This is a genomic window from Lysobacter sp. CCNWLW3 (assembly GCF_036697405.1).
In the GTDB taxonomy this organism is placed as follows: Bacteria; Pseudomonadota; Gammaproteobacteria; order Xanthomonadales; family Xanthomonadaceae; genus Lysobacter.
This window is the reverse complement of record NZ_JBAHWA010000003.1, coordinates 157,433-180,572: the sequence shown is the minus strand read 5'-3', so window position 1 is coordinate 180,572 and position 23,140 is coordinate 157,433. Positions and strand designations below refer to the sequence as shown.

General features: G+C 69.2%; 25 protein-coding genes. 16 read left to right on the top strand and 9 right to left on the bottom strand.

What is annotated here, in order from left to right; genetic code table 11:
• Positions 1-364 precede the first annotated feature (364 nt).
• The 3 genes from ybeY to V1318_RS08220 form a co-directional block, all read right to left on the bottom strand.
• Positions 365-847, bottom strand: a complete 483-nt coding sequence (ybeY, locus tag V1318_RS08230; RefSeq protein WP_332939162.1) for an rRNA maturation RNase YbeY — start codon at positions 845-847, stop codon at positions 365-367.
• Positions 848-875: 28 nt separating this feature from the next.
• A complete protein-coding gene (locus tag V1318_RS08225) occupies positions 876-1,871 on the bottom strand; it encodes a PhoH family protein (protein WP_332939161.1) in 996 nt (331 codons plus the stop codon).
• Positions 1,872-1,971: 100 nt separating this feature from the next.
• Positions 1,972-2,205 carry a hypothetical protein gene (locus V1318_RS08220; RefSeq protein WP_332939160.1) on the bottom strand — a complete coding sequence of 78 codons (234 nt, stop codon included), beginning with the start codon at positions 2,203-2,205 and terminating at the stop codon, positions 1,972-1,974.
• A gap of 357 nt (positions 2,206-2,562) precedes the next feature.
• Between V1318_RS08220 and V1318_RS08215 the strand changes: the two genes are divergently transcribed.
• The 6 genes from V1318_RS08215 to V1318_RS08190 all read left to right on the top strand — a co-directional run bounded on the left by V1318_RS08215 (position 2,563) and on the right by V1318_RS08190 (position 9,714).
• A complete protein-coding gene (locus V1318_RS08215; RefSeq protein WP_332939159.1) occupies positions 2,563-3,240 on the top strand; it encodes a TetR/AcrR family transcriptional regulator in 678 nt (225 codons plus the stop codon).
• Positions 3,241-3,340: 100 nt separating this feature from the next.
• Positions 3,341-4,276, top strand: coding sequence for an HlyD family efflux transporter periplasmic adaptor subunit (locus tag V1318_RS08210; protein ID WP_332939294.1), 936 nt, complete (start codon positions 3,341-3,343; stop codon positions 4,274-4,276).
• A gap of 53 nt (positions 4,277-4,329) precedes the next feature.
• Positions 4,330-5,262 carry an ABC transporter ATP-binding protein gene (locus V1318_RS08205; protein WP_332939293.1) on the top strand — a complete coding sequence of 311 codons (933 nt, stop codon included), beginning with the start codon at positions 4,330-4,332 and terminating at the stop codon, positions 5,260-5,262.
• Positions 5,259-6,374 (top strand): ABC transporter permease, encoded by a 1,116-nt coding sequence (locus V1318_RS08200; RefSeq protein ID WP_332939158.1) that lies wholly within the window; start codon positions 5,259-5,261, stop codon positions 6,372-6,374. Before V1318_RS08205 ends, V1318_RS08200 begins: the two co-directional genes overlap by 4 nt.
• 127 nt (positions 6,375-6,501) lie before the next feature.
• Positions 6,502-8,301 carry a DUF1800 domain-containing protein gene (locus V1318_RS08195; protein WP_332939157.1) on the top strand — a complete coding sequence of 600 codons (1,800 nt, stop codon included), beginning with the start codon at positions 6,502-6,504 and terminating at the stop codon, positions 8,299-8,301.
• An 18-nt stretch (positions 8,302-8,319) separates the two neighbouring features.
• Positions 8,320-9,714, top strand: coding sequence for a DUF1501 domain-containing protein (locus V1318_RS08190; protein ID WP_332939156.1), 1,395 nt, complete (start codon positions 8,320-8,322; stop codon positions 9,712-9,714).
• A 28-nt stretch (positions 9,715-9,742) separates the two neighbouring features.
• Here V1318_RS08190 and V1318_RS08185 read toward each other — a convergent pair whose 3' ends face one another.
• Positions 9,743-10,240, bottom strand: a complete 498-nt coding sequence (locus V1318_RS08185) for an N-acetyltransferase (RefSeq protein WP_332939154.1) — start codon at positions 10,238-10,240, stop codon at positions 9,743-9,745.
• 14 nt (positions 10,241-10,254) lie between these two features.
• On the bottom strand, positions 10,255-11,655 hold the full coding sequence (miaB, locus tag V1318_RS08180) for a tRNA (N6-isopentenyl adenosine(37)-C2)-methylthiotransferase MiaB (RefSeq protein WP_332939153.1): 1,401 nt from the start codon (positions 11,653-11,655) through the stop codon (positions 10,255-10,257).
• Between the two features lie 140 nt (positions 11,656-11,795).
• Here miaB and V1318_RS08175 point away from each other — a divergent pair, with 140 nt between their 5' ends.
• The 6 genes from V1318_RS08175 to V1318_RS08150 all read left to right on the top strand — a co-directional run bounded on the left by V1318_RS08175 (position 11,796) and on the right by V1318_RS08150 (position 17,111).
• Positions 11,796-12,752, top strand: coding sequence for a lytic transglycosylase domain-containing protein (locus V1318_RS08175; RefSeq protein WP_332939152.1), 957 nt, complete (start codon positions 11,796-11,798; stop codon positions 12,750-12,752).
• A gap of 240 nt (positions 12,753-12,992) precedes the next feature.
• Positions 12,993-13,604 (top strand): ubiquinol-cytochrome c reductase iron-sulfur subunit, encoded by a 612-nt coding sequence (petA, locus tag V1318_RS08170; protein WP_332939151.1) that lies wholly within the window; start codon positions 12,993-12,995, stop codon positions 13,602-13,604.
• A 3-nt stretch (positions 13,605-13,607) separates the two neighbouring features.
• Positions 13,608-14,867, top strand: a complete 1,260-nt coding sequence (locus tag V1318_RS08165) for a cytochrome bc complex cytochrome b subunit (RefSeq protein WP_332939150.1) — start codon at positions 13,608-13,610, stop codon at positions 14,865-14,867.
• A gap of 16 nt (positions 14,868-14,883) precedes the next feature.
• The gene (locus V1318_RS08160) at positions 14,884-15,705 is read left to right on the top strand and encodes a cytochrome c1 (RefSeq protein WP_332939292.1); all 822 of its coding nucleotides are present in this window, start codon (positions 14,884-14,886) and stop codon (positions 15,703-15,705) included.
• A gap of 179 nt (positions 15,706-15,884) precedes the next feature.
• Positions 15,885-16,520 carry a glutathione S-transferase N-terminal domain-containing protein gene (locus V1318_RS08155; protein WP_332939291.1) on the top strand — a complete coding sequence of 212 codons (636 nt, stop codon included), beginning with the start codon at positions 15,885-15,887 and terminating at the stop codon, positions 16,518-16,520.
• Between the two features lie 87 nt (positions 16,521-16,607).
• On the top strand, positions 16,608-17,111 hold the full coding sequence (locus V1318_RS08150) for a ClpXP protease specificity-enhancing factor (protein WP_332939149.1): 504 nt from the start codon (positions 16,608-16,610) through the stop codon (positions 17,109-17,111).
• Between the two features lie 395 nt (positions 17,112-17,506).
• Here the strand turns inward: V1318_RS08150 and V1318_RS08145 are convergent, their stop codons facing one another.
• Positions 17,507-17,830 carry a DUF3301 domain-containing protein gene (locus V1318_RS08145; protein WP_332939148.1) on the bottom strand — a complete coding sequence of 108 codons (324 nt, stop codon included), beginning with the start codon at positions 17,828-17,830 and terminating at the stop codon, positions 17,507-17,509.
• A gap of 81 nt (positions 17,831-17,911) precedes the next feature.
• On the opposite strand from V1318_RS08145, the gene V1318_RS08140 reads away from it, so the two are divergent.
• Complete coding sequence (locus V1318_RS08140) at positions 17,912-18,709, top strand: FHA domain-containing protein (protein WP_332939147.1); 798 nt, start codon at positions 17,912-17,914, stop codon at positions 18,707-18,709.
• A gap of 185 nt (positions 18,710-18,894) precedes the next feature.
• Here V1318_RS08140 and nadC read toward each other — a convergent pair whose 3' ends face one another.
• Both nadC and V1318_RS08130 read right to left on the bottom strand, forming a co-directional pair.
• The gene (gene nadC / locus V1318_RS08135) at positions 18,895-19,770 is read right to left on the bottom strand and encodes a carboxylating nicotinate-nucleotide diphosphorylase (protein WP_332939145.1); all 876 of its coding nucleotides are present in this window, start codon (positions 19,768-19,770) and stop codon (positions 18,895-18,897) included.
• Positions 19,767-20,036 carry a Trm112 family protein gene (locus tag V1318_RS08130; protein ID WP_056181532.1) on the bottom strand — a complete coding sequence of 90 codons (270 nt, stop codon included), beginning with the start codon at positions 20,034-20,036 and terminating at the stop codon, positions 19,767-19,769. Before V1318_RS08130 ends, nadC begins: the two co-directional genes overlap by 4 nt.
• A 64-nt stretch (positions 20,037-20,100) precedes the next feature.
• Between V1318_RS08130 and purE the strand changes: the two genes are divergently transcribed.
• The 3 genes from purE to V1318_RS08115 all read left to right on the top strand — a co-directional run bounded on the left by purE (position 20,101) and on the right by V1318_RS08115 (position 22,401).
• A complete protein-coding gene (gene purE, locus V1318_RS08125) occupies positions 20,101-20,631 on the top strand; it encodes a 5-(carboxyamino)imidazole ribonucleotide mutase (protein WP_332939144.1) in 531 nt (176 codons plus the stop codon).
• The gene (locus V1318_RS08120; RefSeq protein ID WP_332939143.1) at positions 20,628-21,767 is read left to right on the top strand and encodes a 5-(carboxyamino)imidazole ribonucleotide synthase; all 1,140 of its coding nucleotides are present in this window, start codon (positions 20,628-20,630) and stop codon (positions 21,765-21,767) included. Before purE ends, V1318_RS08120 begins: the two co-directional genes overlap by 4 nt.
• 130 nt (positions 21,768-21,897) lie before the next feature.
• Positions 21,898-22,401: a DUF2314 domain-containing protein gene (locus tag V1318_RS08115; RefSeq protein WP_332939142.1), complete on the top strand. Its 504-nt coding sequence runs from the start codon at positions 21,898-21,900 to the stop codon at positions 22,399-22,401.
• Positions 22,402-22,499: 98 nt separating this feature from the next.
• Here the strand turns inward: V1318_RS08115 and V1318_RS08110 are convergent, their stop codons facing one another.
• Entirely contained in the window at positions 22,500-23,078 is a 579-nt protein-coding gene (locus V1318_RS08110; RefSeq protein WP_332939141.1) for a Fe-Mn family superoxide dismutase, read from the bottom strand.
• Between the last annotated feature and the right edge of the window lie 62 nt (positions 23,079-23,140).

The window sequence follows — 23,140 nt, the reverse complement described above, 5'->3', positions numbered from 1 at the left end:
TGCGTGGAGCCGTGCAGCCGCGGCCCTGGGCCGGTATTCGCACGAATCCGGCATCCTGACGTCGGCCTGCTTTGTCATCCGCCGGTGGCGCCCAGGCGTGGCGCAGGGGCTCTTCGGCCCAGGCTGTCGTCTCAGCGCAGTGCTAATGCGGCGCTGTCGGTCCACGGTTCATGGTTCGACGGGCTCGTCACGGATGGTTCGGGGGAGTGGCGTTGGCAGCGGCTCCGAGTTCGGGCCAGGTCGCCGGCGTTCGCCCAAGCTCTGGCGCCAAGGCGCCGGCGATGCGGCGCGGTTCCGGAGCCGATGGTTCGGATTCGGCCGCCCTGGCCTCGATCTTGCGGGTGCGCAGCGGCGATGCCGAGCTTCAATCTTCCAGATACGGATCGGCGATGCCGAGCCCGGCCAGGATCTCGCGCTCCAACTGCTCCATGCACTCGGCCTCGCGTTCGTCCTCGTGGTCCCAGCCCAGCAAGTGCAAGGCGCCGTGGACGGTGAGGTGGGCGTAGTGGGCGGCCAGCGGCTTCTTCTGTTCGCGCGCCTCGCGTGCGACCACCGGTGCGCAGATCACCAGGTCGCCCAGCAAGGGGAACTTGACGCCCTTGGGCAGGCCTTCGGGCACCTCGGCCGGGAAGCTGAGCACGTTGGTCGCGTAGTCGCGGCCGCGGTAGTGGCGATTGAGCGCGCGGCCTTCCTTGCTGCCGACGATGCGGATCGCCAGGTCGGCTTCGCGGATGCGGCTGTCGAGCGCGGCCGCGACCCAACGACGGAAGCTCACCGCGGCCGGAATGCCGGTGCGCGGGACCGCGTAAGTGATCGCGACATCGAGACGGACGGGGCCTTTGGTCATCGGCTTGTCGGAATGGGAGTGGGTCGGGTCAGGCCGACGGACCGGTCTGGGCGTCCTGGGCGTCCTGGGCGTCGCGGGCGTCGTAGGCGCTGACGATGCGCGACACCAGCGGGTGCCGGACCACGTCGCGCGCTTCGAAGAAAGTGAAGCTGATGCCGTTGACGTTGCGCAACACGTCCAGAGCGTCCTTGAGCCCGGACTTCATGTGCTTGGGCAGGTCGATCTGGGTTAGGTCGCCGGTGACGACGGCGGTGCTGCCGTAACCGATACGGGTCAGGAACATCTTCATCTGCTCGATCGTGGTGTTCTGCGCTTCGTCCAGAATCACATAGGCATCGTTAAGCGTGCGTCCGCGCATGTAGGCCAGCGGCGCGATCTCGATCACGTTCTTTTCCAGCAGCTTGACCACCTTCTCCACGCCCAACATCTCGTAGAGGGCATCGTAGAGCGGGCGCAGGTAAGGGTCGACCTTCTGGGTCAGGTCGCCGGGCAGGAAGCCGAGCTTTTCGCCGGCCTCGACCGCGGGGCGGACCAGGATCAGGCGATGCACGCGCGCTTCGTTCAGCGCCTCGACCGCGCTGGCGACGGCCAGGAAGGTCTTGCCGGTACCGGCCGGGCCGATGCCGAAATTGATGTCGTGGCTGGCGATCGCATGCAGGTACTTGGCCTGGTTGGCGCCGCGGCCGCGGATGGTGCCGCGCTTGACCCGGATCGCGACCTCTTGCGGTTCGATGTCGTCGTTGACGACCTGTTCGGCGTCGAACTCGGTCAGGGCGAGGTGGATCGCGCCGTCGTCCAGGGTTTCCTCGGCGGCGTCCTTCCACAGCTGGCGAAGCAGGCGCTCGGCCTTGCCGACCGCGACTTGCGGGCCGACCACGCGGAACACATTGCCGCGGTTGGCGATTTCCACGCCGAGGCGTAGTTCTATCTGGCGCAGGTGGCCGTCGAACGGGCCGCTGAGGTTGGCCAGGCGTTCGGTTTCGGCCGGTTCCAGGACGAATTCGGAGGCGGTACGTGCTTGCATCGGGAGCGGATGTCTTCCATGGACCGCGCGCGTCGTCGCGCGCCGGTGCATCAGCTTGCGCCCGTCGGCGCGGTTTCGCAAAGCCTGGCGACGGCGGTGTTCAGTCGCTGTCGCGCTGGCGCTGGCGACGGGCCGCGCGTACGACCGCGATCGCGCCGACCGCCACCAGCAGCGCCGAGCCGATCAGCCATAGCGAGGTAACGGTGTCGGCGGCGAAAGGGCCGTGCCGGTATGCGCGCATCGCTCCGCGGAGCAGGCCGAGCACGCCCAGGCCGAGGAACCACAAACCGACGGCGGCGCGCGCGAGCAGGCTGGGCGGGGAGGCGTTGGGCATGGAGCAGCGCACCGTGGCGGAATGGGCGAGAGCTTAGCGGGCGCGACGTGAGCGGAGCTTGCGCGAAGGGGCGGCTTGGCCAGGCGCGAGTTCCGCGGGTGACGGCGCGGCAGCGGGAGCGGCAAGCGGCGGTCGCGGACTGGTTGCAGGAGCGCCACTGGTCTGGCCGCCAGCGCCGCGCGAGCAAGCAGCGCCGGCTCGGACCTGAAGCGTCATCGCAAGCTGCGGACGCGGCGCCGATCGATCGGGTCGCCTGGAGCTGATGCCTTGGCCTTCGGCCCGGCCGGGTTCTTGGCCTCGCGACCGTTCGTCGGCTCGTTCTTGTAAACTAATTAATCATTGAATTAAATATGGGCCATGAGCACCGACCAAGCCGCCAAGCCGTCCCGTCCCCGCAAGTCCACCGCCGCCCGGCGCGCCGGGCGTCCGGTCGCGGACGGCCCCGACCTGCGCTCGCGGCTGCTGGACGCGGCCATCGTCTGCTACACGCGCCAGGGCATCGCCGCGACCGCATTGCGCAGCATCGCGATCGAGGCCGGGGTCAATCCGGCCCTGCTGCACTACTACTTCGGCGACAAGGAACAGTTGCAGGCGGCGGTGATCCAGGAGCGGGTGATGCCCGCGATCGCGACCCTGCGCGGTCATCTGCAGGCCGCCGGCGACGACACCGCGCGCCTGATCGCGGCCTTCGTGCGCGGGGTCGGTGAGACCGTGGCCGAACACCCCTGGTTCCCCTCCTTGTGGGTGCGCGAGGTGCTGTGCGAGGGCGGTGCGCTGCGCGACTTGTTGGTGAACCAGATCGGCCCGCAGCTGCCGCAGATGATGGCGCAGCGCTTCGCCCAGGCGCAGCGCGACGGCCAACTCAATGCCGATCTCGACCCGCGCTTCCTGGTGGTCTCCCTGGTCGGCCTGACCCTGTTCCCGATCGCCGGCGCGCCGGTCTGGCAGCGCGTGTTCGGGATCGAGACCTTCGACACCGCCGCCTTGCGCGAACACACCATCGCCTTGCTCGATCGTGGCCTGGGCTGCGGTTGAGACCCTTCGAACCCGAACGCTGTCCGTCTACCGGAGTGATCCGATGAGCCATCCGATCGAACCTCGTCCGCGTTGGGCCGCGCCGCTGCTGCTGGCGTTGATGTTGTGCGCCTGCGGCGACGACCGCCCGCAGGCCCTGGGCACGCTGGAATGGGACCGCATCAGCCTGCCCGCGCCGGCCGCGGAAAAAGTCGTGCGCATCGACGTGCGCGAAGGCCAGCGCGTCGCCGCCGGCGCGCCCTTGCTGCAACTGGAGCTCGACCGCACCCAGTCGCAACTGGCGGCCCTGCAGGCGCAGGCGCGCCAGGCCGGCGACGCCCTGGCCGAATTGCAGGCCGGGCCGCGCGGCGAGGCCATCGCCCAGGCGCGCGCCAAGCTCGGCGCCGCCCAGGCCCAGGCCGCCGACGCGCGCGCCTACTACACCCGCCTGCAGCCGCTGGGCCGGCAACGGCTGGTCGCGGCCGCCGACGTCGACCGCGCGCGCGCGGCCGCCGGCAATGCCGAGGCGCAGGTGCGCGCGGCGCAGGCGGCGCTGCTGGAACTCGAGCACGGCACCCGCAGCGAACAGATCGCGCAGGGCCAGTCCGCGCTGGCCGCGGCCCAGGCCCAGGCGGCGGCGCAGCAGGTCAGTCTGCAGAAGCTGGACCTGGTCGCGCCGCGCGCAGGCGTGATCGACAGCCTGCCGTACAAGCTCGGCGACCAGGCGCCGGTGGGCGCGCCGCTGGCGGTGATGCTGGTGGGCGCGGCGCCCTACGCGCGCGTCTACGTGCCCGAGCCGATCCGCGCCAAGGTGCGCGTCGGCCAGAGCGCGCGGGTCTACATCGACGGCCGCGAACGGGCCTACGGCGGGCGCGTGCGTGCGATCCGCAGCGATCCCAACTTCACCCCCTACTACGCCCTGATCGGCGAGGACGCCGCGCGCCTGAGCTATCTGGCCGAGGTCGAATTGACCGGTCGCGATGCGGCCGAGCTGCCGGCGGGCCTGCCGGTGCGGGTGGAGTTCGACGATGCCGCCTCCGGCGAGGCGCGTCAGTGAACGGCGACCCCGCCCTCGCGCGCAAGGGCGCCGAACCGGCCGCCGAGCCGGCGATCCGCGCACGCGGCCTGAGCAAGCGCTTCGGCGCGCTGACCGCGGTCGACCGGGTCGATCTGACCGTGCCGCGCGCGCACGTCTACGGCTTCCTGGGCCCGAACGGCTCGGGCAAGTCGACCACCATCCGCATGCTCTGCGGCCTGCTCACGCCCAGCGCCGGCGAGATCGAGGTGCTGGGCCTGCGCATTCCCGAACAAGCCGAAGCGCTGCGCAAGCGGATCGGCTACATGACCCAGAAGTTCTCGCTGTTCGAGGACCTCACCGTGCGCGAGAACCTGGAGTTCCTGGCCGCGGTGCAGGACATGCCGCGCGCGCAGGCGCGCCAGCGCATCGACGAGCTGGTCGAGCAATACCATTTCCAGGATCGCCAGAAGCAACTGGCCGGGACCATGAGCGGCGGCCAGAAGCAGCGCCTGGCCCTGGCCGGCGCGGTGATCCAGAAACCGGAGCTGCTGTTCCTGGACGAGCCCACCAGCGCGGTCGATCCGGAATCGCGCCGCGACTTCTGGGAGAAGCTGTTCGATCTGGCCGACGCCGGCACCACCTTGCTGGTGTCCACCCACTACATGGACGAGGCCGAGCGCTGCCATCGCATCGCCATCCTCGACCGCGGCGTGCTGGTGGCCGACGGCACCCCGCTGGAGCTTACCGACGCCCTGGCCGGGCGCACGGTGGAGGTGCTGGCGGCGCAGCCCCGGCGCGCGCAGAAGGCTCTGGTCGCGGTGCCGGGCGTGCTCAGCGTCGCCCAGATCGGCAACAGCCTGCGCGTGCTCACCGACCGCGACGGCGATGCCGCCGCGCGCCTGCGCGAGGCGCTGGCCCAGGCCGGCGTCGAGGCCCAGGTCGAGCCTTCCCAACCCAATCTCGAGGATGTGTTCGTCTCCGCCACACAGGGCCGCGACGATCCGCCCGCGGAGCGTGCCGCATGAACCTGCGCCGGCTGTTCGCGATCGTGTTGAAGGAGTTGCGGCAGATGCGCCGCGACCGCGTGACCCTGGCGATGATCGTCGGCATTCCGGTGATGCAGCTGGTGCTGTTCGGCTACGCGATCAACCTCAACCTGCGCGGCCTGGAGACCGGCATCGCCGACCAGGCCAACACCGCGGCTTCGCGCGCGGTGGTCATGGATATGGTCGCCACCGGCGTGATCGATCCGACCGTGGCCGCGCGCACGCCCGAGGAGCTGATGCAGCGCCTGCGCCGCGGCGAGATCAGCGTCGGCGTGGTGATCCCTGCGGATTTCGAGCGCCGCCGCTACGAGGGCCGCGAGTCCGTGCAGGTGCTGGTGGACGGCAGCGACACCAGCGTCCAGGCCGCGGCCGCGCAGCTGGCGCAGCTGCCCTTGAACTCGGCCCCGACCAGCAACGACCGTCCGCTGCGCGCGGGCCCGGGGCAGGGCAGCGGCCAGATCGGCGTGGTCGCGTTCTACAACCCCGAACGGCGCTCGGCGGTGAACATCGTGCCCGGCCTGATCGGCATCATCCTGACCATGACCATGGTGATGTTCACCGCCGTGGCGGTGGTGCGCGAGCGCGAACGCGGCAATATGGAGCTGCTGATCGCCACGCCGCTGAGCCGCAGCGAGCTGATGGTCGGCAAGGTGCTGCCCTACGCCGGCATCGGCCTGATCCAGACCACCCTGGTGCTGCTGCTGGGTCTGTGGCTGTTCGAGGTGCCGATCCGCGGCAGCGTGTTCGAGGTGTATTGCGCCGCGGTCCTGCTGATCGTCGCCAACCTCAGCCTGGGGCTGTTGATCTCGACCAAGGCGCAGTCGCAGTTCCAGGCCATGCAGATGGCGTTCTTCATATTTCTGCCGTCGATCCTGCTGTCGGGCTTCATGTTCCCGTTCGCGGGCATGCCCAAGGTCGTGCAGTGGCTGGCCGAGGTATTGCCGCTGACCCATTTCCTGCGGCTGATCCGCGGGGTGATGCTGCGCGGCGCGAACCTGTGGGAGTTGTGGCCGGACGTGCTGGCGCTGCTGGCCTTCATCGCGGTGATGATGACCCTGGCGATCCTGCGTTTCCGCAAACGACTGGATTGAGATCAACGGCGGCGCCGGCAGTCAAGATGGTCTTGGCGGCGTCGGCTTCGATTACTGTGCGTGCAATCAAGAATCCGAGCTCGCAGGCGCGTTAGCATCGCGCCGGTTCAGGGGGCTGGGGAGCGGCATGAAATGGATTGCGCTGCGTGCGGGATGGGCGACCGTCTGGCCGCGTTTGACGGTGCTGCTGTTGGTGCTGGGCCTGGTGTCGGTGCCCGACCGCTGGTGGCGTGCCTTGTCACCGGCGCCCGCGCCGAAGGCCGTCGCGACGGCGGCCAAGCCGGCGCCGCCGAAGTCCGGACCGCTGCCGGCGCAACTGGTGATCGACGACGCGCAGGCCGCGAGTTTCCTCGCCCAGGCCACGTTCGGTCCGACCTGGAGCGACATCGACCGCGTCCAGCAGCTCGGCTATGCGGGATGGATCGATGAGCAGGCGAGCTTGCCGCTGTCGTCGCAGCTGCGCTTCCTCAACGCCGCCAGCGCCGCGACCGGCGGCGACATGCGCCGCGAATGGCGCATGGACGCCTGGTTCCTGCACGCCCTGGGCGGGCGCGACCCCTTCGATCCGCAACTCGTGCACCGCGACCAGCTGCGCCAGCGCGTGGCCTTCGCGCTCAGCGAGATCCTGGTGGTGTCCGACGCCAACTCGGACCTGCTCGGCAATGCACCGCACGGCGTCACCGATTACTACGACACGCTCGCACGCGGCGCCTTCGGCAACTTCCGCCAGCTGCTGGAAGACGTGACCCTGCATCCGGCGATGGGCATCTACCTGTCGATGATGCAGAACCAGAAGCCCGACCCGGCGCGCAACATCCGTCCCGACGAGAACTATGCGCGCGAGGTGCTGCAGCTGTTCAGCGTGGGTCTGCTGCGGCTGAATCCCGACGGCACGCCGGTGCTGGAGAACGGCCGCAGCGTACCGGCCTACGACCAGGAAACGGTGAAGGGCTTCGCCCACGTGTTCACCGGTTGGACCTTCAACGGCTGCAGCGAGTTCGATTGCTACTACTACGATTCCGACGCGCCGGCCTGGGTGCGGCCGATGCAGAACCACGCCGCCTACCATGCCTCGGCGCAGGCCAAGCAGTTGCTGGTGTATCCGGGCGTGGCCCTGGCCGGCGGCGTGCTGCCGGCCGGCGGCGACGGCCCGGCCGATCTGCGCGCGGCGCTGGACAACATCTTCCAGCATCCCAACGTCGGGCCCTTCATCGGCAGGCAGTTGATCCAGCGCCTGGTCACCAGCAATCCCAGCCCGGCCTATGTCGGCCGCGTGGCGGCGCGTTTCAACGACAACGGGCAGGGCGTGCGCGGCGACATGAAGGCGGTGGTCAAGGCCGTGCTGCTGGACCCGGAGGCGCGCGACCCCAGCCAGCGCCCGGCCCACTTCGGCAAGGTGCGCGAGCCCTTGCTGCGCCTGACCCATGTCTGGCGCGCGACCAAGGCGCGCTCGCAGTCGGGCTTCATGGACGAGTTCTGGACCATCGGCTACGGCATGGGCCAGGCGCCGCTGTCCTCGCCGTCGGTGTTCAACTTCTTCAGTCCGACCTATTCGCCGATCGGCGAGCCCGCGCAGCTGGGGCTGGCCGCGCCGGAAATGCAACTGGCCACCGACTACATGATGCCAGGCACCGAGGGCTACTTCGGCGCCAAGATCTACGAGGTCTTCGTCGGCGCGCCGGACCTGAGCCCGCACGAGGTCGCGATCGACCTGACCGACGATCTGCCCTATGCGACGCGGCCGGCCGAGCTGATCCAGCGCTACAACACCCTGTTCCTGTCGGGGCAGATGTCGGAGCGGATGCGCAGCGTGCTGCTGCATCGCTTGAACGGCATGCCGGCCGGCACCGCGGAAGAGCGCCGCGTGCGGGTCCAGGAAGCGCTGTACATCATCGTCAACTCGCCCGAATACGTGGTGCAGAAATGAACGCACGAGGAGACGATCATGAGGCGTCGTGAATTCCTGAGCCGGGCCATCCTCGCGGGCCTGGGCGGTGCCGGCCTGTACTCGGCGCGCGGCAACCTGCGCCTGCTGGAGTCGGCGACCCGCGCCTACGGCCCGAACGCGTTCTCCGACTACAAGGCGCTGGTGTGCGTGTTCCTGTTCGGCGGCAACGACGGCTTGAACATGGTGGTGCCGCGCAGCACCACCCATTACCAGCGCTACGCCGCTGCACGCGCGACCCTGGCGGTACCGCAGTCGCGCCTGCTGGCGTTGACCCCGCAGGCCGGCGGCGCCGCCTCCGACGGTGCCGACTACGGCCTGCAGGCGTCCACCGGCGACAACGACAGCATCGGCATGAGCGGCCTGCAGGGCCTGTTCAACGGCGGGCGCGCGGCGATCCTGGGCAACGTCGGCACGCTGGTGCGGCCGGTGACCAAGGCGCAGTACCAGGCCGGCGGCGCCGACGTGCCGCCGCAGTTGTTCTCGCACAACGACCAGCAGTCGTATTGGCAGATCTCGCGCGCCAACGACGGCAGCGGCCTGGGCTGGGGAGGTCGCATCGCCGACCTGCTGCACGACGCCAACCCCGGCGCCTTCATCCCGATGAACATCGCCCTGAACTTCGAAAGCATCCTGCATCGCGGCCAGGGCGGCAGCCAGTACGTGATCGGCAGCGACGGCCCGCGCAGGTTCAGTTACTTCGAATGGGACGGCGACACCCGCGAGGCGATGCTGGGGCTGATGCAACAGGGCACGCAGAGCCACGTGTTCGAGCGCAGCTATGCGGACGCGTTCCGGCGCGCGCGGGAGAACGCCGAGGCCGTGTCCACCGCCTTGGAGAGCTCGACGCCGCTGACCACGGTATTCCCCGACAACGACCTGGCCGGCCAGCTGAAGATGGTGGCCCGGCTGATCAAGGTGCGCAGCGTGCTGGGCCTGAAGCGGCAGGTGTATTTCGTGTCGATGGGCGGTTTCGATCACCACGACCGCCTGTTGGCCGAGCAGCCGGCGCTGCTGTCGCAGCTGTCGCAGGCGATGACCGCGTTCTACCAGTCCACGGTCGAACTGGGCGTGGCCAACAACGTCACCGCTTTCACCGCTTCGGACTTCGGCCGCACGCTGTCGTCCAACGGCGACGGCTCCGACCACGGCTGGGGCAGCCATCACTTCGCCGTCGGCGGGGCGGTGCGCGGCGGGCGTTTCTTCGGCCGCATGCCGACCCTGCAGAACGAGGGCCCGGACGACGCCGGCTGGGGTCAGATCATTCCGACCACGTCGGTGGATCAGTACGCGGCGACCCTGGCGCGCTGGTTCGGCGTGGGCGAGTCCGAGCTGGACCTGATCTTCCCGAACCTGCGCAACTACCCGAGCCGCGATCTGGGCTTCATGGTCTAGGGCGTAGGCGGCGCGGCGACGCGTCGCCTCACAGCATGCGGTGCATCACGTACACGTCGACCAGGCCCAGGCTGACGTGGCGGAAGGCGCCGGGGATCTGGCCGACGATCTGGAAGCCGTGCTTGAGCCACAGGTGCACCGCGGCCGCGTTGCTGCTGACCACGTAGTTGAACTGCATCGCCGCGTAGCCGGCCTGGCGCGCCTGCGCCAGCGAGTGTTCGCACATGGCCGAGCCCACGCCCTGGCCCCAGTAGCGCTCGCCGACCATGTAGCTGGCGTTGGCGATGTGATCGCCGCGGCCGGCGTAGTTGGGGCCGATCTTGTAGCCGCCCAGGGTCTCGCCGTCGTCGCCCTCGGCGACGAAGCAGCGGTAGGGCGGGGCGGTCCACATCTCGCGCGCGCGTTCCAGCGAAAGCTCGGCCGGGTAGTTGTAGCTTTCGCCGCGCGCCAGCACTTCGTGGAAGATCGGCCACAGCCGGTCGAACTCGTCCGGGCCGATCTCGCGGATGTTGAAGTCGCGGTCCATGCGGGTCTCCGGGCTCAGGCGGCGCTGCGGTCCTGTTCGGTCAGCACCCGTCCGCGCAGCGAGTTGGACAGCGCCTGGGTGATGACCACGTCGACGAACTGGCCGATCAGCCGCGCCGGCGCCGGGAAGTTCACCGAACGCATGTTCTCGGTCTTGCCGGTGAGTTCGTTGGGATCCTTGCGCGAGGGGCCTTCGACCAGCACGGTCTGGACGCTGCCGACCATGGACTCGGAGATCCGCATCGCGTTGGCGTTGATGGCGGCTTGCAGGCGCGACAGGCGCGCGTGCTTGTCGGCGTCGCTGGCCGCGTCCTCGAGATCGGCCGCGGGCGTGCCGGGGCGGCGCGAGTAGATGAAGGAGAACGATTGGTCGAAGCCGACGTCCTCGATCAGCTTCATGGTCTTCTCGAAATCGGCCTCGGTCTCGCCCGGGAAGCCGACGATGAAGTCCGAGGAGATCGAGATGTCCGGGCGCACGGCGCGCAGCTTGCGGATCTTCTGCTTGAACTCCAGCGCGGTGTAGCCGCGCTTCATCGCCGCCAGCACGCGGTCGCTGCCGGCCTGGACCGGCAGGTGCAGGTAGTTGGCCAGCTGCGGCACGTCGCGGTAGGCCTCGACCAGCGAGTCGCTGAACTCCAGCGGGTGCGAGGTGGTGAAGCGGATGCGGTCGATGCCGTCGATCTCGGCGATGGTGCGGATCAGCAGGCCCAGGTCGGCGATCTCGCCTTCGTCCCCGTAGGGCCCGCGATAGGCGTTGACGTTCTGGCCCAGCAGGTTGACCTCGCGCACGCCCTGGGCCGCGAGTTGGGCGACCTCGACCAGCACGTCCTCGAACGGGCGGCTGACCTCTTCGCCGCGGGTGTAGGGCACCACGCAGAACGAGCAGTACTTGCTGCAGCCTTCCATGATCGAGACGAAGGCGCTGGGGCCGTCGGCGCGCGGCTCGGGCAGGCGGTCGAACTTTTCGATCTCGGGGAAGCTGATGTCGACCTGCGGCTTGCCGGTGGCGCGCTTGGCCGCGATCAGTTCGGGCAGGCGGTGCAGGGTCTGCGGGCCGAACACCAGGTCGACGTAGGGCGCGCGCTTGACGATGGCCTCGCCTTCCTGCGAGGCGACGCAGCCGCCGACGCCGATGATGACCGGGCGGTCGCCCTGCTTGTGCTGTTTCCAGCGCCCGAGCTGGCTGAACACCTTCTCCTGGGCCTTCTCGCGGATCGAGCAGGTGTTGATCAGGATGACGTCGGCCTGCGCCGCGTCGGTGGTGAGTTCCAGACCTTCGCTGGCGGCGAGCACGTCGGCCATCTTGGCCGAGTCGTACTCGTTCATCTGGCAGCCGTGGGTCTCGATGAAGAGTTTGCCCCGAGGGGCGGTGGCCGCGCCGGCATCGGGCGCGGCGGGCAAAACGGTGTCGGTCATGGCGGTGTCCGGGGAGGGCGGCGGTTAATCCGCGCCGGAAAGGGGCGCCAGTTTAACGCCGCCAGGCCGGTCGCGGGCAGCCGTCACGTTTTCGAATCAAGGACTTGGCAACTCAAGCGCGAAGGGAGACACTCGCCGCCATGAGGGGGGGCTCGCTACTGCTGGGGATCGTCTGCCTGTTGGCCGCGGCGCCTGCCGTGGCCGGCACCGTGTACCGCTGCGACAGCGCGGGCGGCGAGCGCAGTTACGTGAGCAAGCGCGTGCCCGGCGCCAAGTGCACCGTGGTCAGCCAGTTCCGGCCCAGCCGGGCCGCGCCTTATGCGCCGCCGCGGGCCGCGTCCGGCGGCGTCGGCAGCGCCACCCCGGCCAATCCGGTCGCCGGTTCTCCGGCGTCCATCCACTCCAACCCGCCGGCGACCTTCATGGGCTCGCCTGGCGCGGTCGCGGCCAGCGCCGCCGCGCCGGAAGCGGCCGTCGCCGCCCCCACGCCGGCGGCGCCCTCGGCGTCGGCCTCGCGCCTGGTCCAGGGCCAGGTCTACTCCTATATCAAGGACGGCGTCCGCCACTACACCAGCAAGCGCCCCAAGGGCCTGGCCAATGCCTCGGCGGTGCGGACGATCAAATACAGCTTCATGGAGACCTGCTACGCCTGCGCGGCGCGGCCGGGGGTCAACTTCGGCTCGATCCGGCTGAACATGGAGGCCTACCGCGACGAAATCGCGGCGGCGGCGCGCCAGCACGGGGTCGAAGAGGCGATCGTGCGCGCGATCATCCACGCCGAGTCGGCCTACAACCCCAATGCGCTGTCGCGGGTCGGGGCGCAGGGCCTGATGCAGCTGATGCCGGCCACCGCCCGCCGCTTCGGGGTATCCAACGCCTTCGACGCCGGCCAGAACATCCAGGGCGGCGTGCAGTACCTGGCCTGGCTGCTCAAGCGCTTCAACGGCGACCTGACCCTGGCCGCGGCGGGTTACAACGCCGGCGAGGGCGCGGTCGACAAGTACAAGGGCGTGCCGCCCTACAGCGAAACCCAGCGCTACGTGCAGCGCGTGGCTTTGCTGGCGCAGCGCTACCGCGCCGGCCCCGTGGTGCGCTGATCCCCGTCCCGCGGTCGTTTCCGCACCGATCGCGACGCGATCGACGCCCTGGCGCGCGCGCTCGGCGCCGCTGCGGCGGCGCGGCAGGCCCCGCAACGGCGGCTCGGCGCGGCAACGGCGGATTGTCGGGCCGTTAACCGTTCCGTTACACTTCCCCGTCTTTTGAGCCGCGAGCCGTCGCCAGTGGCATGGTCGGCGCGGCGTAACTTCGAAATTACAGTTTTGCGGAGTGAGTGCCGGATGGCCAACCAAGGGGTCAACGATCCTATCAATACGGGCCGCCGTCGGTTCCTGACGGCGACCACGGCAGTGGTCGGCGCAGTCGGGGCCGGTTTCGCGGCGGTGCCTTTCATCAAGTCCTGGAACCCCAGTGCGCGCGCCAAGCTCGCCGGCGCTCCGGTGACGGCCGACATCAGCGCCCTGGAAGAAGGCCAGCGCCTGGTCTACGAATGGCGTGGTCAGCCGATCTGGATCGTCAAGCGTTCCAAGGCCGTGCTCGCGGCCCTGCCGACCCTGGACGGCCACCTGCGCGATCCCAAGTCCGAGAACAAGGATCAGCAGCCGGCCTACATCAAGGGCGAGGGCCGCTCGATCAAGGAGGACATCTCGGTCCTGGTCGGCCTGTGCACCCACCTGGGCTGCTCGCCGGAAATGAAGGCCGAGATCCGCCCCGAGCCCTTCGATCCGGAGTGGAAGGGCGGTTACTTCTGCCCCTGCCACAAGTCGCGCTTCGACATGGCCGGCCGCGTGTTCCAGGGCGTTCCGGCGCCGACCAATCTGCTGGTGCCGCCGCACCACTACGAGAACGACACCACGATCATCATCGGCGTGGATCCGAAGGGAGCGGCGTAAGTCATGTCCAACATCATTACCCGCACCGCCAACGGCGTCTGGGACTGGGTCAACGCGCGCGCCCCCGGCATGATGCCGGTCTACCGCAAGCACATGACCGAGTACTACGCGCCGAAGAATTTCAACGTCTGGTACTACTTCGGTTCGCTGGCGCTGCTGGTGCTGGTCAACCAGATCCTGACCGGCATCTTCCTGACGATGCACTTCAAGCCGTCCGCGGCCGAAGCGTTCTCGTCGGTCGAATACATCATGCGCGACGTGGAGTGGGGCTGGCTGATCCGCTACATGCACAGCACCGGCGCCTCGCTGTTCTTCATCGTCGTCTACCTGCACATGTTCCGCGGCCTGCTGTACGGCTCCTACCAGAAGCCGCGCGAGCTGGTGTGGATCCTGGGCATGCTGATCTACCTGGTGCTGATGGCCGAAGCCTTCATGGGCTACGTGCTGCCCTGGGGCCAGATGTCGTTCTGGGGCGCCAAGGTGATCATCTCGTTGTTCGGCGCGATCCCGGTGATCGGCAACGGCCTGACCGAGTGGATCATGGGCGACTACCTGCCCGGCGACGCCACCCTCAACCGCTTCTTCGCCCTGCACGTGATCGCGCTGCCGCTGGTGCTGCTGCTGCTGGTCGTGCTGCACCTGGGCGCGCTGCACGAGGTCGGGTCCAACAACCCCGACGGCGTCGACATCAAGAAGGGTCCGAAGGGCAACCGTTGGGACGCGAACAAGCCCAAGGACGGCATCCCGTTCCACCCGTACTACACGGTCAAGGACCTGGTGGGCGTCGGCTTCTTCCTGATCATCGCCGCGTTCATCATCTTCTTCGCGCCGGCGTTCGGCGGCTGGTTCCTGGAACACGACAACTTCACCGAGGCCAACCGCCTGGTGACGCCGGAACACATCAAGCCGGTGTGGTACTACACGCCTTACTACGCGATGCTGCGCGTGATCCCGCACAAGCTGTCGGGCGTGCTGGTGATGTTCGGCGCGATCGCGATCCTGTTCCTGGTGCCGTGGCTGGACCGCGCCAAGGTCAAGTCCTACCGCTACCGCGGCCTGCTGTCCAAGGTGCTGCTGGGCGTGTTCGCGCTGAGCTTCGTTTGGCTGGGCAAGATCGGCGCCGGTCCGGGTACCGATCCGGTCGAGACCGATATCGGCCGCGTGCTGACCTTCCTGTACTTCGCTTTCTTCATCACCATGCCGCTGTGGACCAAGCTCGACAAGACCAAGCCGGTTCCGGAACGGGTGACGATGCATGACTAAGACCAGCCAGCCTCTGATGAAGAACCGCATCGTGAAGAAGCTCGCCACTTTCGCCGCCGGCATGCTCGTGTCGGTTACCGCCTTCGCGTCCGGCGGCGGCAACCTGATGCAGGCGGGCACCGACCTGGGCGACCGCGCGTCGCTGCAGCGCGGCGCCCAGCTGTACATGAACTACTGCTCGGGCTGCCACTCGCTCAAGTACCTGCGTTACTCGCGCCTCGCCGAGGACCTGGGCCTGACCGAAGACGAGGTGATGAACAACCTCAACTTCACCGGCGCCAAGTTCGGCGAGCAGATCCAGGTCAGCCTGACCCCGGAGCACGCCAACCAGTGGTTCGGCAAGATGCCGCCGGACCTGAGCGTGATTTCGCGCGTGCGCGGCAGCGATTGGATCTACACCTACCTCAAGTCCTTCTACCTGGACGAGGCGCGTCCGCTGGGCTGGAACAACGCCCTGTTCCCGAACGCCTCGATGCCCAATCCGCTGTGGCAGATGCAGGGCACCCAGACTCCCAAGTTCACCGACAAGGAGCCGGCGCACGGCCTGTTCGGCGAAAAGAAGGACGACAAGGGCAAGCCGATCATGGAGTGCCCGCACGGCACCAGCGAAATCGACGGCAAGTGCTTCACCAAGTTCGAGGCCGGCGCCGCCGGCACCCTCGAGCCGGAGCAGTTCAACCAGTCGGTGCGCGATATCACCGCATTCCTCGAGTACGCCGGCGAACCGGCCGCCCTCAAGCGCGAAAGTCTCGGCGTTTGGGTGATCCTGTTCCTGGCGGTGTTCACCTTCCTGGCCTACCTGCTCAAGAGCGAGTACTGGCGAGACGTCGAGCACTAAGCGATTTCCCCGAACGGCCCGCGCAGCAATGCGCGGGCCTTCTTCGTAAGGCCGGCCGGGATGCCGGAGCCTTTCGCTGAAGGGGGGAAACCGCATACGCTCGGGGACCGTGACGACCGCCCACACGGGGTGGGGGGCGTCTTGCGACCGGCGGATTCCGGTTGCTGGAGAGGTCGATGATGGCGGCGAGTCCACGTATGCGTAATGCCCTGACCCTGTTTTCCTCCACCGACTGCGTGCTGTGTCATCGCGTGCGCCTGGTGTTGGCCGCCAAGGGCGTCACCTACGACCTGATTCCGGTGGATCCGCAGAACCCGCCCGAAGACCTGGTCGATCTCAACCCCTACCACTCGGTGCCGACCCTGGTCGAGCGCGACCTGGTCCTGTACGCGGCCAGCGTGGTCAGCGAATACCTGGACGAGCGCTACCCGCATCCGCCGCTGATGCCGGTCGATCCGCTGTCGCGCGCGCGCCTGCGCCTGGCGACGCTGCGCCTGGAGCACGATTGGGTGCCGCAGGTGCAGGCCATCCAGCTCGGCAACAAGGCCCAGGCCGAGGCCGCGCGCAAGCGCCTGAAGGAACTGCTGACCGCGTCGGTGCCGCTGTTCAAGGCCAGCAAGTTCTTCCTGAACCCGGAAATGAGCCTGGCCGATTGCGCCATGGCGCCGATCATCTGGCGCCTGGAATCGCTGGGCGTGCCGCTGCCCAAGGACGGCAAGGCGATCGAGGACTACGGCAACCGGATCTTCCGCAATCCGGGCTTCACCCGCAGCCTGACCGACCAGGAACGCAAGCTGCGCGACATGCCGGCCTGACGCTCGTCGCCCGACGCGGTCCGGCGGTCGCCGGATCGCGGACGACAGGCACGTCGGGACCACCGGCCAGGCGCTAAACTGGCGGGCATGAGCGATGAGAACGCCCCCAGCATGACCAGCCACCGCCCGTACCTGCTGCGGGCGCTGTACGAGTGGATCGCCGACAACGGCATGACCCCGCACCTGCTGGTCGATGCGACCCGGCCGATGGTCCAGGTTCCGACCCACGCGGTGAAGGACGGCAAGATCGTGCTCAACGTGGCCGAGCGCGCGGTCTCGCGCCTGGAAATGGGCAACGACACCATCCGCTTTAGCGCCCGCTTCGGCGGCGTCAGCCATCCGGTGTCGGTGCCGGTGGGCGCGGTGTTGGCGATCTACGCCCGCGAGACCGGCCAGGGCATGGCTCTGCCGGACGAGGCCACCACCAACGAAGGCGGCCACGACGACCCGGCCGAGGATTTCGACGAGCCCACGTCGCCGGCCCCGGCGCCCCTGGCCGCGGTGCCCAGCGAACCGCTGCCCGACGGCGACGACGACGGCCCCCACACCCCCACGCCGCGCCGCGGCGGCCACCTGCGGGTCGTGAAGTAAGCCCACCGCGTTTAGTCGCGGGGTAGGGGCGGCGCAAGCCGCGCCACGCCAGCGGATCGGCGTCGCCAGCCCAGCTTCCCGCGTCACCATGGCTTCCTGTGGGAGCGGCGTAAGCCGCGATCGCGCCAAGGGATCGGCGCCGTCAGCCCAGCTTCCCGCGTCACCACGGCTTCCTGTGGGAGCGGCGTAAGCCGCGATCGCGCCAAGGGATCGGCGCCGCCAGCCCAGCTTCCCACGTCACCACGGCTTCCTGTGGGAGCGGCGTAAGCCGCGATCGCGCCAAGGGATCGGCGCCGCAACTGAAGTTTCGCGATCGCGGCTTACGCCGCTCCCACAGAAAGAGCGCAAGCCGCGGCGGGGCAAAGCGGGGAACCTGCTCCGAAGGCGAACACCCTTCAGTGCAACTGCGTCGGCTCTCGCATCACCGGCCCGCTGAACGCGATCAGGCGCTCGCCGCGCAGCACCATGCGGCCGATATGGCGGTCCTCGCCGTCCAGCGAGTAGTCGAAGCGGAAGGTCCGCTCCAGCCCCAGCCAGCCGTTGTCGTGCCGGCACAGGCGCATCCCGGTCGCGTGCACGCTCTGGTCCAGCCACTGCACGCCGGCGGCCTTGCAGGCGTCGCGGCCCAGGGCCTCGGCGCGCTCGGCGGCGGCGCGGCCGGCGCTCCAGAACGAGAACCCGGCGGCGCCCAGGATCATTAACAGAATCAAAGTAGGCATGCTTTTAATGTGGCCTCGGTATGCGCAACTCGCAAGGGTTATGCCCTACGCTGTCGCGCATCAGGGGAAAACGCAAACTCTATGAAACTGGTCTTTCCGGACGGCGAGCATCCGCAGGTATTGCTGGGCCACGGCGTCAACCGGGTCGGCTCCGACCCCGAATCCACCATCGTGCTCGACCGCCCCGGGGTCATGCCCCAGCACTGCCAGCTGCACGTGAGCGCGCAGGGCGTGATGCTGGACGTGCCGCCCGGCGCCCAGGTGCGCGTCAACGGCCGCCAGGTCGCGGCCGGCCTGATCGCGTTGCGGCCCGGCGACGACGTCAGCTTCGACGAAGTGCGCGCGCGCCTGGCCGCGATCGGGCCCTCGGCCGTGCGCCACCAGGGCGGTGTGTCCGGCGCGCTGCCGCCTTCGGCCAACGACGATCCCGGCGTGACCGCGGTGCGGCCGGTGCTGCCGCGCTATGTGTTGCGCGGAGTCTCGGGCGACCTGTTCGGGCGCAGCTTCCCCTTGCTGGCCGCGACCGTCGTCGGGCGCTCGTCCGACTGCGCGCTGCAACTGGACCAGGCCGGCCTGTCGCGCCAGCACGCGCGCCTGATCCCGACCCACGACGGTCTGCAGATCGAGGACCTGGGCTCGACCAACGGCACCACGGTCAACGGCAAGCGCGTGCTGCGCGCGATCGCCCAGGTCGGCGACGAGATCGGTTTCGATCAGCTGCGTTTCCGCCTGACCGGTTCCCTGCAGGAAGCGCCTGCGGCCGAAGGCGCGCCCGCGCCGGCCACCGCCCCGGTCAAGCTGGGGCGGCCGTCCTGGCATTGGGCCGCGCTGGCCGGCGTGGTGCTGGCGGCGCTGACGGGGTTCGTGCTGTTGCGTTGAGCGCGGGTCGTACACGGCGATGCGGTTCGCTGCGCTCGCCGCATCCTACGAGGGGCGGCTGACGCACGACTGCCGCTGCCTCGTGTAGGAGCGGCGTAAGCCGCGACCGCCTCACCGCAGTCGCGGCGATGACGCGGTGGGCGATGGAAGACGGTCGCGGCTCACGCCGCTCCTGCCCCAGAACCTCAGGCCTGGCCCGGCGGCGGGCCCAGCTTCAGCGACAGATCGATCGCGCGCACGTGCTTGGTCAGGCCGCCGATCGAGATGCAGTCGACGCCGTCCTCGGCGATCGCGCGCAGGCCGGCCAGGTCGACGCCGCCGGAGACTTCCAGCGGAATCCTGCCCAGATAGGGCGCGCCGGACGCGATCCGCACCGCCTCGCGGCGGGTGGCGGCGTCGAAGTCGTCGATCAGGATGCGGTCGCAGCCTTGCGCCAGGGCCTCGTGCAATTGCGCGATCGATTCGACCTCGACGATCAGCGGCAGGCCCGGGTGCATGGCGCGCGCGGCCTGGATCGCCGCGCTCAGCGAGCCGGCGGCGCGCACGTGGTTTTCCTTCAGCATCACCGTGTCGTACAGGCCGATGCGGTGGTTCACGCCGCCGCCCACGCGCACCGCGTACTTCTGCGCCAGGCGCAGGCCGGGCAGGGTCTTGCGGGTATCGAGGATCTTGGCGCGGGTGCCGCGCACGGCCTCGACGTAGGCCGCGGTGACCGTGGCCGTGCCCGACAGGGTCTGCATGAAATTCAGCGAGGCGCGCTCGGCGCTGACCAGGGCGCGCGCGCGGCCCTGCAGGGTGGCCAGCACGGTGCCGGCGGCGACGCGGTCGCCCTCGGCCACGCGCCAGTCGATGCGCACGTCCGGGTCCAGGGCGCGATGGCAGGCGTCGAACCAGGGCCGGCCGCAGACCACCGCCGGCTCCTTGCACAGCAGGTAGGCGCTGTCGGCCACGTCCGGCAGCAGGGCGGCGGTGACGTCGCCGCTGCCGAGGTCCTCGGCCAGGGCCTGGGCGACGTCGGCCTCGACCTGCTCGGCCGGCGGCGGCGCGAAAGGCGCGCTCATGCCGAGGGGAAGCCGTCGAGCTGGGCGGTGGCGATGGCTTCTTCGGTCAGCAGTACCGGGATGCCGTCGTCGATGCGGTAGACGGTTTTGCGGTCGCGCGTGATCAGGCCCTCGCGCAGCGCCTGGGTTTGCGCACTGCCGTCGCCGCGGACCACGCCGCCGGCCGCGATCGCGGCGTTCAGCGCCTGCAGGCCGCGGTTGTCCAGGGGCAGCAGGGGCTGGCGGGTGAGCGGGCAGACGAGCAGGTCCAACAGTTTACGATCCATACGGTGCGATGCCGATACGACGGGACAGGGCGTTAGAATACGTCTTTGCGCCAAGGCCCGACCAATGTCCGCACCCGGTTCGCCCGATCCCACGCCCGCTTCCGCCGCACCGCCGCTGGTCGGCATCGTCATGGGCTCGCGCTCCGACTGGGAGACCATGCAGCACGCCGCCGCCAAGCTCGAGGCCCTGGGCGTGCCGTACGAGGTGCGCGTGGTCTCGGCGCACCGCACCCCGGACGTGCTGTTCGAATACGCCGACACCGCGGCCGCGCGCGGCCTGCGCGCGATCATCGCCGGCGCCGGCGGCGCCGCCCACCTGCCGGGCATGCTGGCGTCCAAGACCGCGGTGCCGGTGCTGGGCGTGCCGGTGCAGTCCAAGGCCCTCAATGGCATGGATTCGCTGCTGTCGATCGTGCAGATGCCGGCCGGCATCCCGGTGGCCACCTTCGCCATCGGCAACGCCGGCGCCGCCAACGCCGCGCTGTTCGCGGCCGCGCTGCTGGCGCCGGAGCACGCCGCGATCGGTCAGGCCCTGAGCGCGTTCCGCGCCAAGCAGACCGACGACGTGCTCGCCAACGACGATCCGCGCAAATGACCACGGTCGGCATCCTCGGCGGCGGGCAGCTCGCCCGCATGCTCGCTCTGTCCGGCGCGCCGCTGGGTCTGCGCTTCCTGGTCATGGACAGCGCCGACGACGCCTGCGCCGGTCAGTTCGCGCCGATGGTGGTGGGCGACTACACCGATCAGGCCGCGCTGGCCGAGTTCGCGTCCAAGATCGACGTGGCCACCTTCGATTTCGAGAACGTCCCGGCCGAGTCCGGGCAGTGGCTGGCCGAACGCGTGCCGGTGTTCCCGAGCCCGCGCGCGCTGGCCGTGGCCCAGGACCGCCTGGCCGAGAAGACCCTGTTCCGCGAACTCGGCATTCCGGTGCCCGAGTTCGCCGACGTCGCCAGCCGCGCCGCGCTGGACGCGGCGATCGCCGCGATCGGCACGCCCTGCATCCTCAAGACTCGCCGCCTGGGCTACGACGGCAAGGGCCAGTTCCGCATCAAGACGCCGGCCGACGCCGAAGCCGCCTGGGCCGCCCTGGGCGCGCAGGCGGCGACGGTGGGGCTGATCCTGGAAGGCTTCGTGCGCTTCGAGCGCGAACTGTCGGTGGTCGCCGTGCGCGGCCGCGACGGCGAGTTCCGGGCCTGGCCGCTCACCGAGAACTGGCACGTCGACGGCGTGCTCTCGGCCAGTCTCGCGCCCGCGCAGGCGGACGCGGCGCTCGCGGCCACCGCGCACGGCTACGCGCGCAAGCTCGCCGAAGCCCTGGACTACGTCGGCGTGTTCGCGCTGGAGCTGTTCTGCCGCGGCGGCCAACTGCTGGCCAACGAACTCGCGCCGCGCGTGCACAACTCCGGCCATTGGACCATCGAAGGCAGCGAGACCTCGCAGTTCCAGAACCACCTGCGTGCCGTGCTCGGCCTGCCGCTGGGCGACACGCGCATGCTCGGCCAGGCCTGCATGCTCAACTGGATCGGCGAGATGCCCGATGCGACGGCCATGCTCGGCGAAGCCGGCGGCCATTGGCACGACTACGGCAAATCCTCGCGCGCGGGGCGCAAGGTCGGTCATGCCACGCTGCGCGCCGACGATGCGCGGGATCTCGCGGCGGCGTTGGAGCGCGTGGGCCGTGCGCTGGGGCGCGAGGAGCAAGTCGCGCCGGTGATCGCGCGGCTGCGCTGATCGCAGCGAGGCACTGGCCGCGGTGGCGGCGGCGTTCGCGGCCGTGCGACGATGCGGTTCGCCTTCGGCTCACCGCATCCTACGAGTTGCGCTGGGGTACGCGGGCGTCCACTGAACTGGAGAGGCATGGATGCGCAAGGTTTTGTTGACCGTCATATTGCTGGCCGGTTGCGCCGAAGCGACCGGTGCGAAGACCGTGCTGGAACGCGCGAAGGCCGACGACGTCACCGAGGTGGCGACCGGCGATCCGGCCATGGAAGCCGCATTCGCCAAGGCGCGTGCCTCGCTGGACGGTTTCCTGACACTCGAAAAGGACCCGCCGCCGCACCTGTCGGCGTTCTCGGTCAAAGTCGGTATCGAACAGGACGGCTACACCGAATTTTTCTGGCTGTCCGATCTGGAGGAAACCGCCAGCGGTTACTCCGCGATCATCGACAACCGGCCCGAGCGCGTGGATCGCGTGCGCATGGGGCAGCGCTACGAGTTCGCGCGCAAGGAGATCGTCGACTGGACCTACCGCGACGACCAGCGCCAGGCCTCGCTGGGCAACTTCACCGGCTGCGCCTTGCTCAGTCACGAACCGCCGGAGCAGGCCGAGGCGTTCAAGCGCGAGTTCGGCCTCAGCTGCGACTGAGCGAACCGCGCCGCCGCCGCCGATGCGGATACCGCCGGCGCGCAACGAAAAACGGCCGGGTCTCCCCGGCCGTTTCGCTTACCGCATCGGTCCGACGCTTACTTCAGGTTCGAAGCCACGAAGTCCCAGTTGACCAGGTTCCAGAACGACTCGACGTACTTCGGGCGAGCGTTGCGGTAGTCGATGTAGTAGGCGTGTTCCCAGGCGTCGCAGGTCAGCAACGGGGTGTCTTCGCCGGTCAGCGGGGTGGCGGCGTTGGAGGTGCTGACCAGGGCCAGCGAACCGTCCGGGCGCTGCACCAGCCAGCCCCAGCCCGAGCCGAAGGTGCCGACGGTGACCTTGGTGAACTCGTCCTTGAACTTGGCGAAATCGCCGAAGGACTTGGTGATCAGCTCGGCCAGCTTGCCGGTCGGCTCGCCGCCGCCCTTCGGCGACAGGCAGTTCCAGTAGAAGGTGTGGTTCCAGATCTGCGCCGCGTTGTTGAACACGCCGCCCTGCGACTTGCGGATGATGTCCTCCAGCGACATGTCGGCGAACTCGGTGCCGGGGATCATGTTGTTGAGGTTGGTCACGTAGGCCTGGTGATGCTTGCCGTAGTGGAAGTCGATGGTCTCGCCGGAGATGTGCGGCTCGAGCGCGGTGCGGTCGTAGGGCAGGGCGGGCAGTTCGATGGCCATTGGCGGGCTCCTTGCTGGATTCTGGGGGCTGGCTAGGGGGAGGCGACGGGCCGCTTACCGCT

Coding starts and splice junctions, on each gene's coding strand:
- ybeY (WP_332939162.1), bottom strand. CDS start 847: ATGACCAAAGGCCCCGTCCGTCTCGATGTCGCGATCACTTACGCGGTC.
- V1318_RS08225 (WP_332939161.1), bottom strand. CDS start 1,871: ATGCAAGCACGTACCGCCTCCGAATTCGTCCTGGAACCGGCCGAAACC.
- V1318_RS08220 (WP_332939160.1), bottom strand. CDS start 2,205: ATGCCCAACGCCTCCCCGCCCAGCCTGCTCGCGCGCGCCGCCGTCGGT.
- V1318_RS08215 (WP_332939159.1), top strand. CDS start 2,563: ATGAGCACCGACCAAGCCGCCAAGCCGTCCCGTCCCCGCAAGTCCACC.
- V1318_RS08210 (WP_332939294.1), top strand. CDS start 3,341: ATGTTGTGCGCCTGCGGCGACGACCGCCCGCAGGCCCTGGGCACGCTG.
- V1318_RS08200 (WP_332939158.1), top strand. CDS start 5,259: ATGAACCTGCGCCGGCTGTTCGCGATCGTGTTGAAGGAGTTGCGGCAG.
- V1318_RS08195 (WP_332939157.1), top strand. CDS start 6,502: ATGAAATGGATTGCGCTGCGTGCGGGATGGGCGACCGTCTGGCCGCGT.
- V1318_RS08190 (WP_332939156.1), top strand. CDS start 8,320: ATGAGGCGTCGTGAATTCCTGAGCCGGGCCATCCTCGCGGGCCTGGGC.
- V1318_RS08185 (WP_332939154.1), bottom strand. CDS start 10,240: ATGGACCGCGACTTCAACATCCGCGAGATCGGCCCGGACGAGTTCGAC.
- miaB (WP_332939153.1), bottom strand. CDS start 11,655: ATGACCGACACCGTTTTGCCCGCCGCGCCCGATGCCGGCGCGGCCACC.
- V1318_RS08175 (WP_332939152.1), top strand. CDS start 11,796: ATGAGGGGGGGCTCGCTACTGCTGGGGATCGTCTGCCTGTTGGCCGCG.
- petA (WP_332939151.1), top strand. CDS start 12,993: ATGGCCAACCAAGGGGTCAACGATCCTATCAATACGGGCCGCCGTCGG.
- V1318_RS08165 (WP_332939150.1), top strand. CDS start 13,608: ATGTCCAACATCATTACCCGCACCGCCAACGGCGTCTGGGACTGGGTC.
- V1318_RS08160 (WP_332939292.1), top strand. CDS start 14,884: ATGAAGAACCGCATCGTGAAGAAGCTCGCCACTTTCGCCGCCGGCATG.
- V1318_RS08155 (WP_332939291.1), top strand. CDS start 15,885: ATGGCGGCGAGTCCACGTATGCGTAATGCCCTGACCCTGTTTTCCTCC.
- V1318_RS08150 (WP_332939149.1), top strand. CDS start 16,608: ATGAGCGATGAGAACGCCCCCAGCATGACCAGCCACCGCCCGTACCTG.
- V1318_RS08145 (WP_332939148.1), bottom strand. CDS start 17,830: ATGCCTACTTTGATTCTGTTAATGATCCTGGGCGCCGCCGGGTTCTCG.
- V1318_RS08140 (WP_332939147.1), top strand. CDS start 17,912: ATGAAACTGGTCTTTCCGGACGGCGAGCATCCGCAGGTATTGCTGGGC.
- nadC (WP_332939145.1), bottom strand. CDS start 19,770: ATGAGCGCGCCTTTCGCGCCGCCGCCGGCCGAGCAGGTCGAGGCCGAC.
- V1318_RS08130 (WP_056181532.1), bottom strand. CDS start 20,036: ATGGATCGTAAACTGTTGGACCTGCTCGTCTGCCCGCTCACCCGCCAG.
- purE (WP_332939144.1), top strand. CDS start 20,101: ATGTCCGCACCCGGTTCGCCCGATCCCACGCCCGCTTCCGCCGCACCG.
- V1318_RS08120 (WP_332939143.1), top strand. CDS start 20,628: ATGACCACGGTCGGCATCCTCGGCGGCGGGCAGCTCGCCCGCATGCTC.
- V1318_RS08115 (WP_332939142.1), top strand. CDS start 21,898: ATGCGCAAGGTTTTGTTGACCGTCATATTGCTGGCCGGTTGCGCCGAA.
- V1318_RS08110 (WP_332939141.1), bottom strand. CDS start 23,078: ATGGCCATCGAACTGCCCGCCCTGCCCTACGACCGCACCGCGCTCGAG.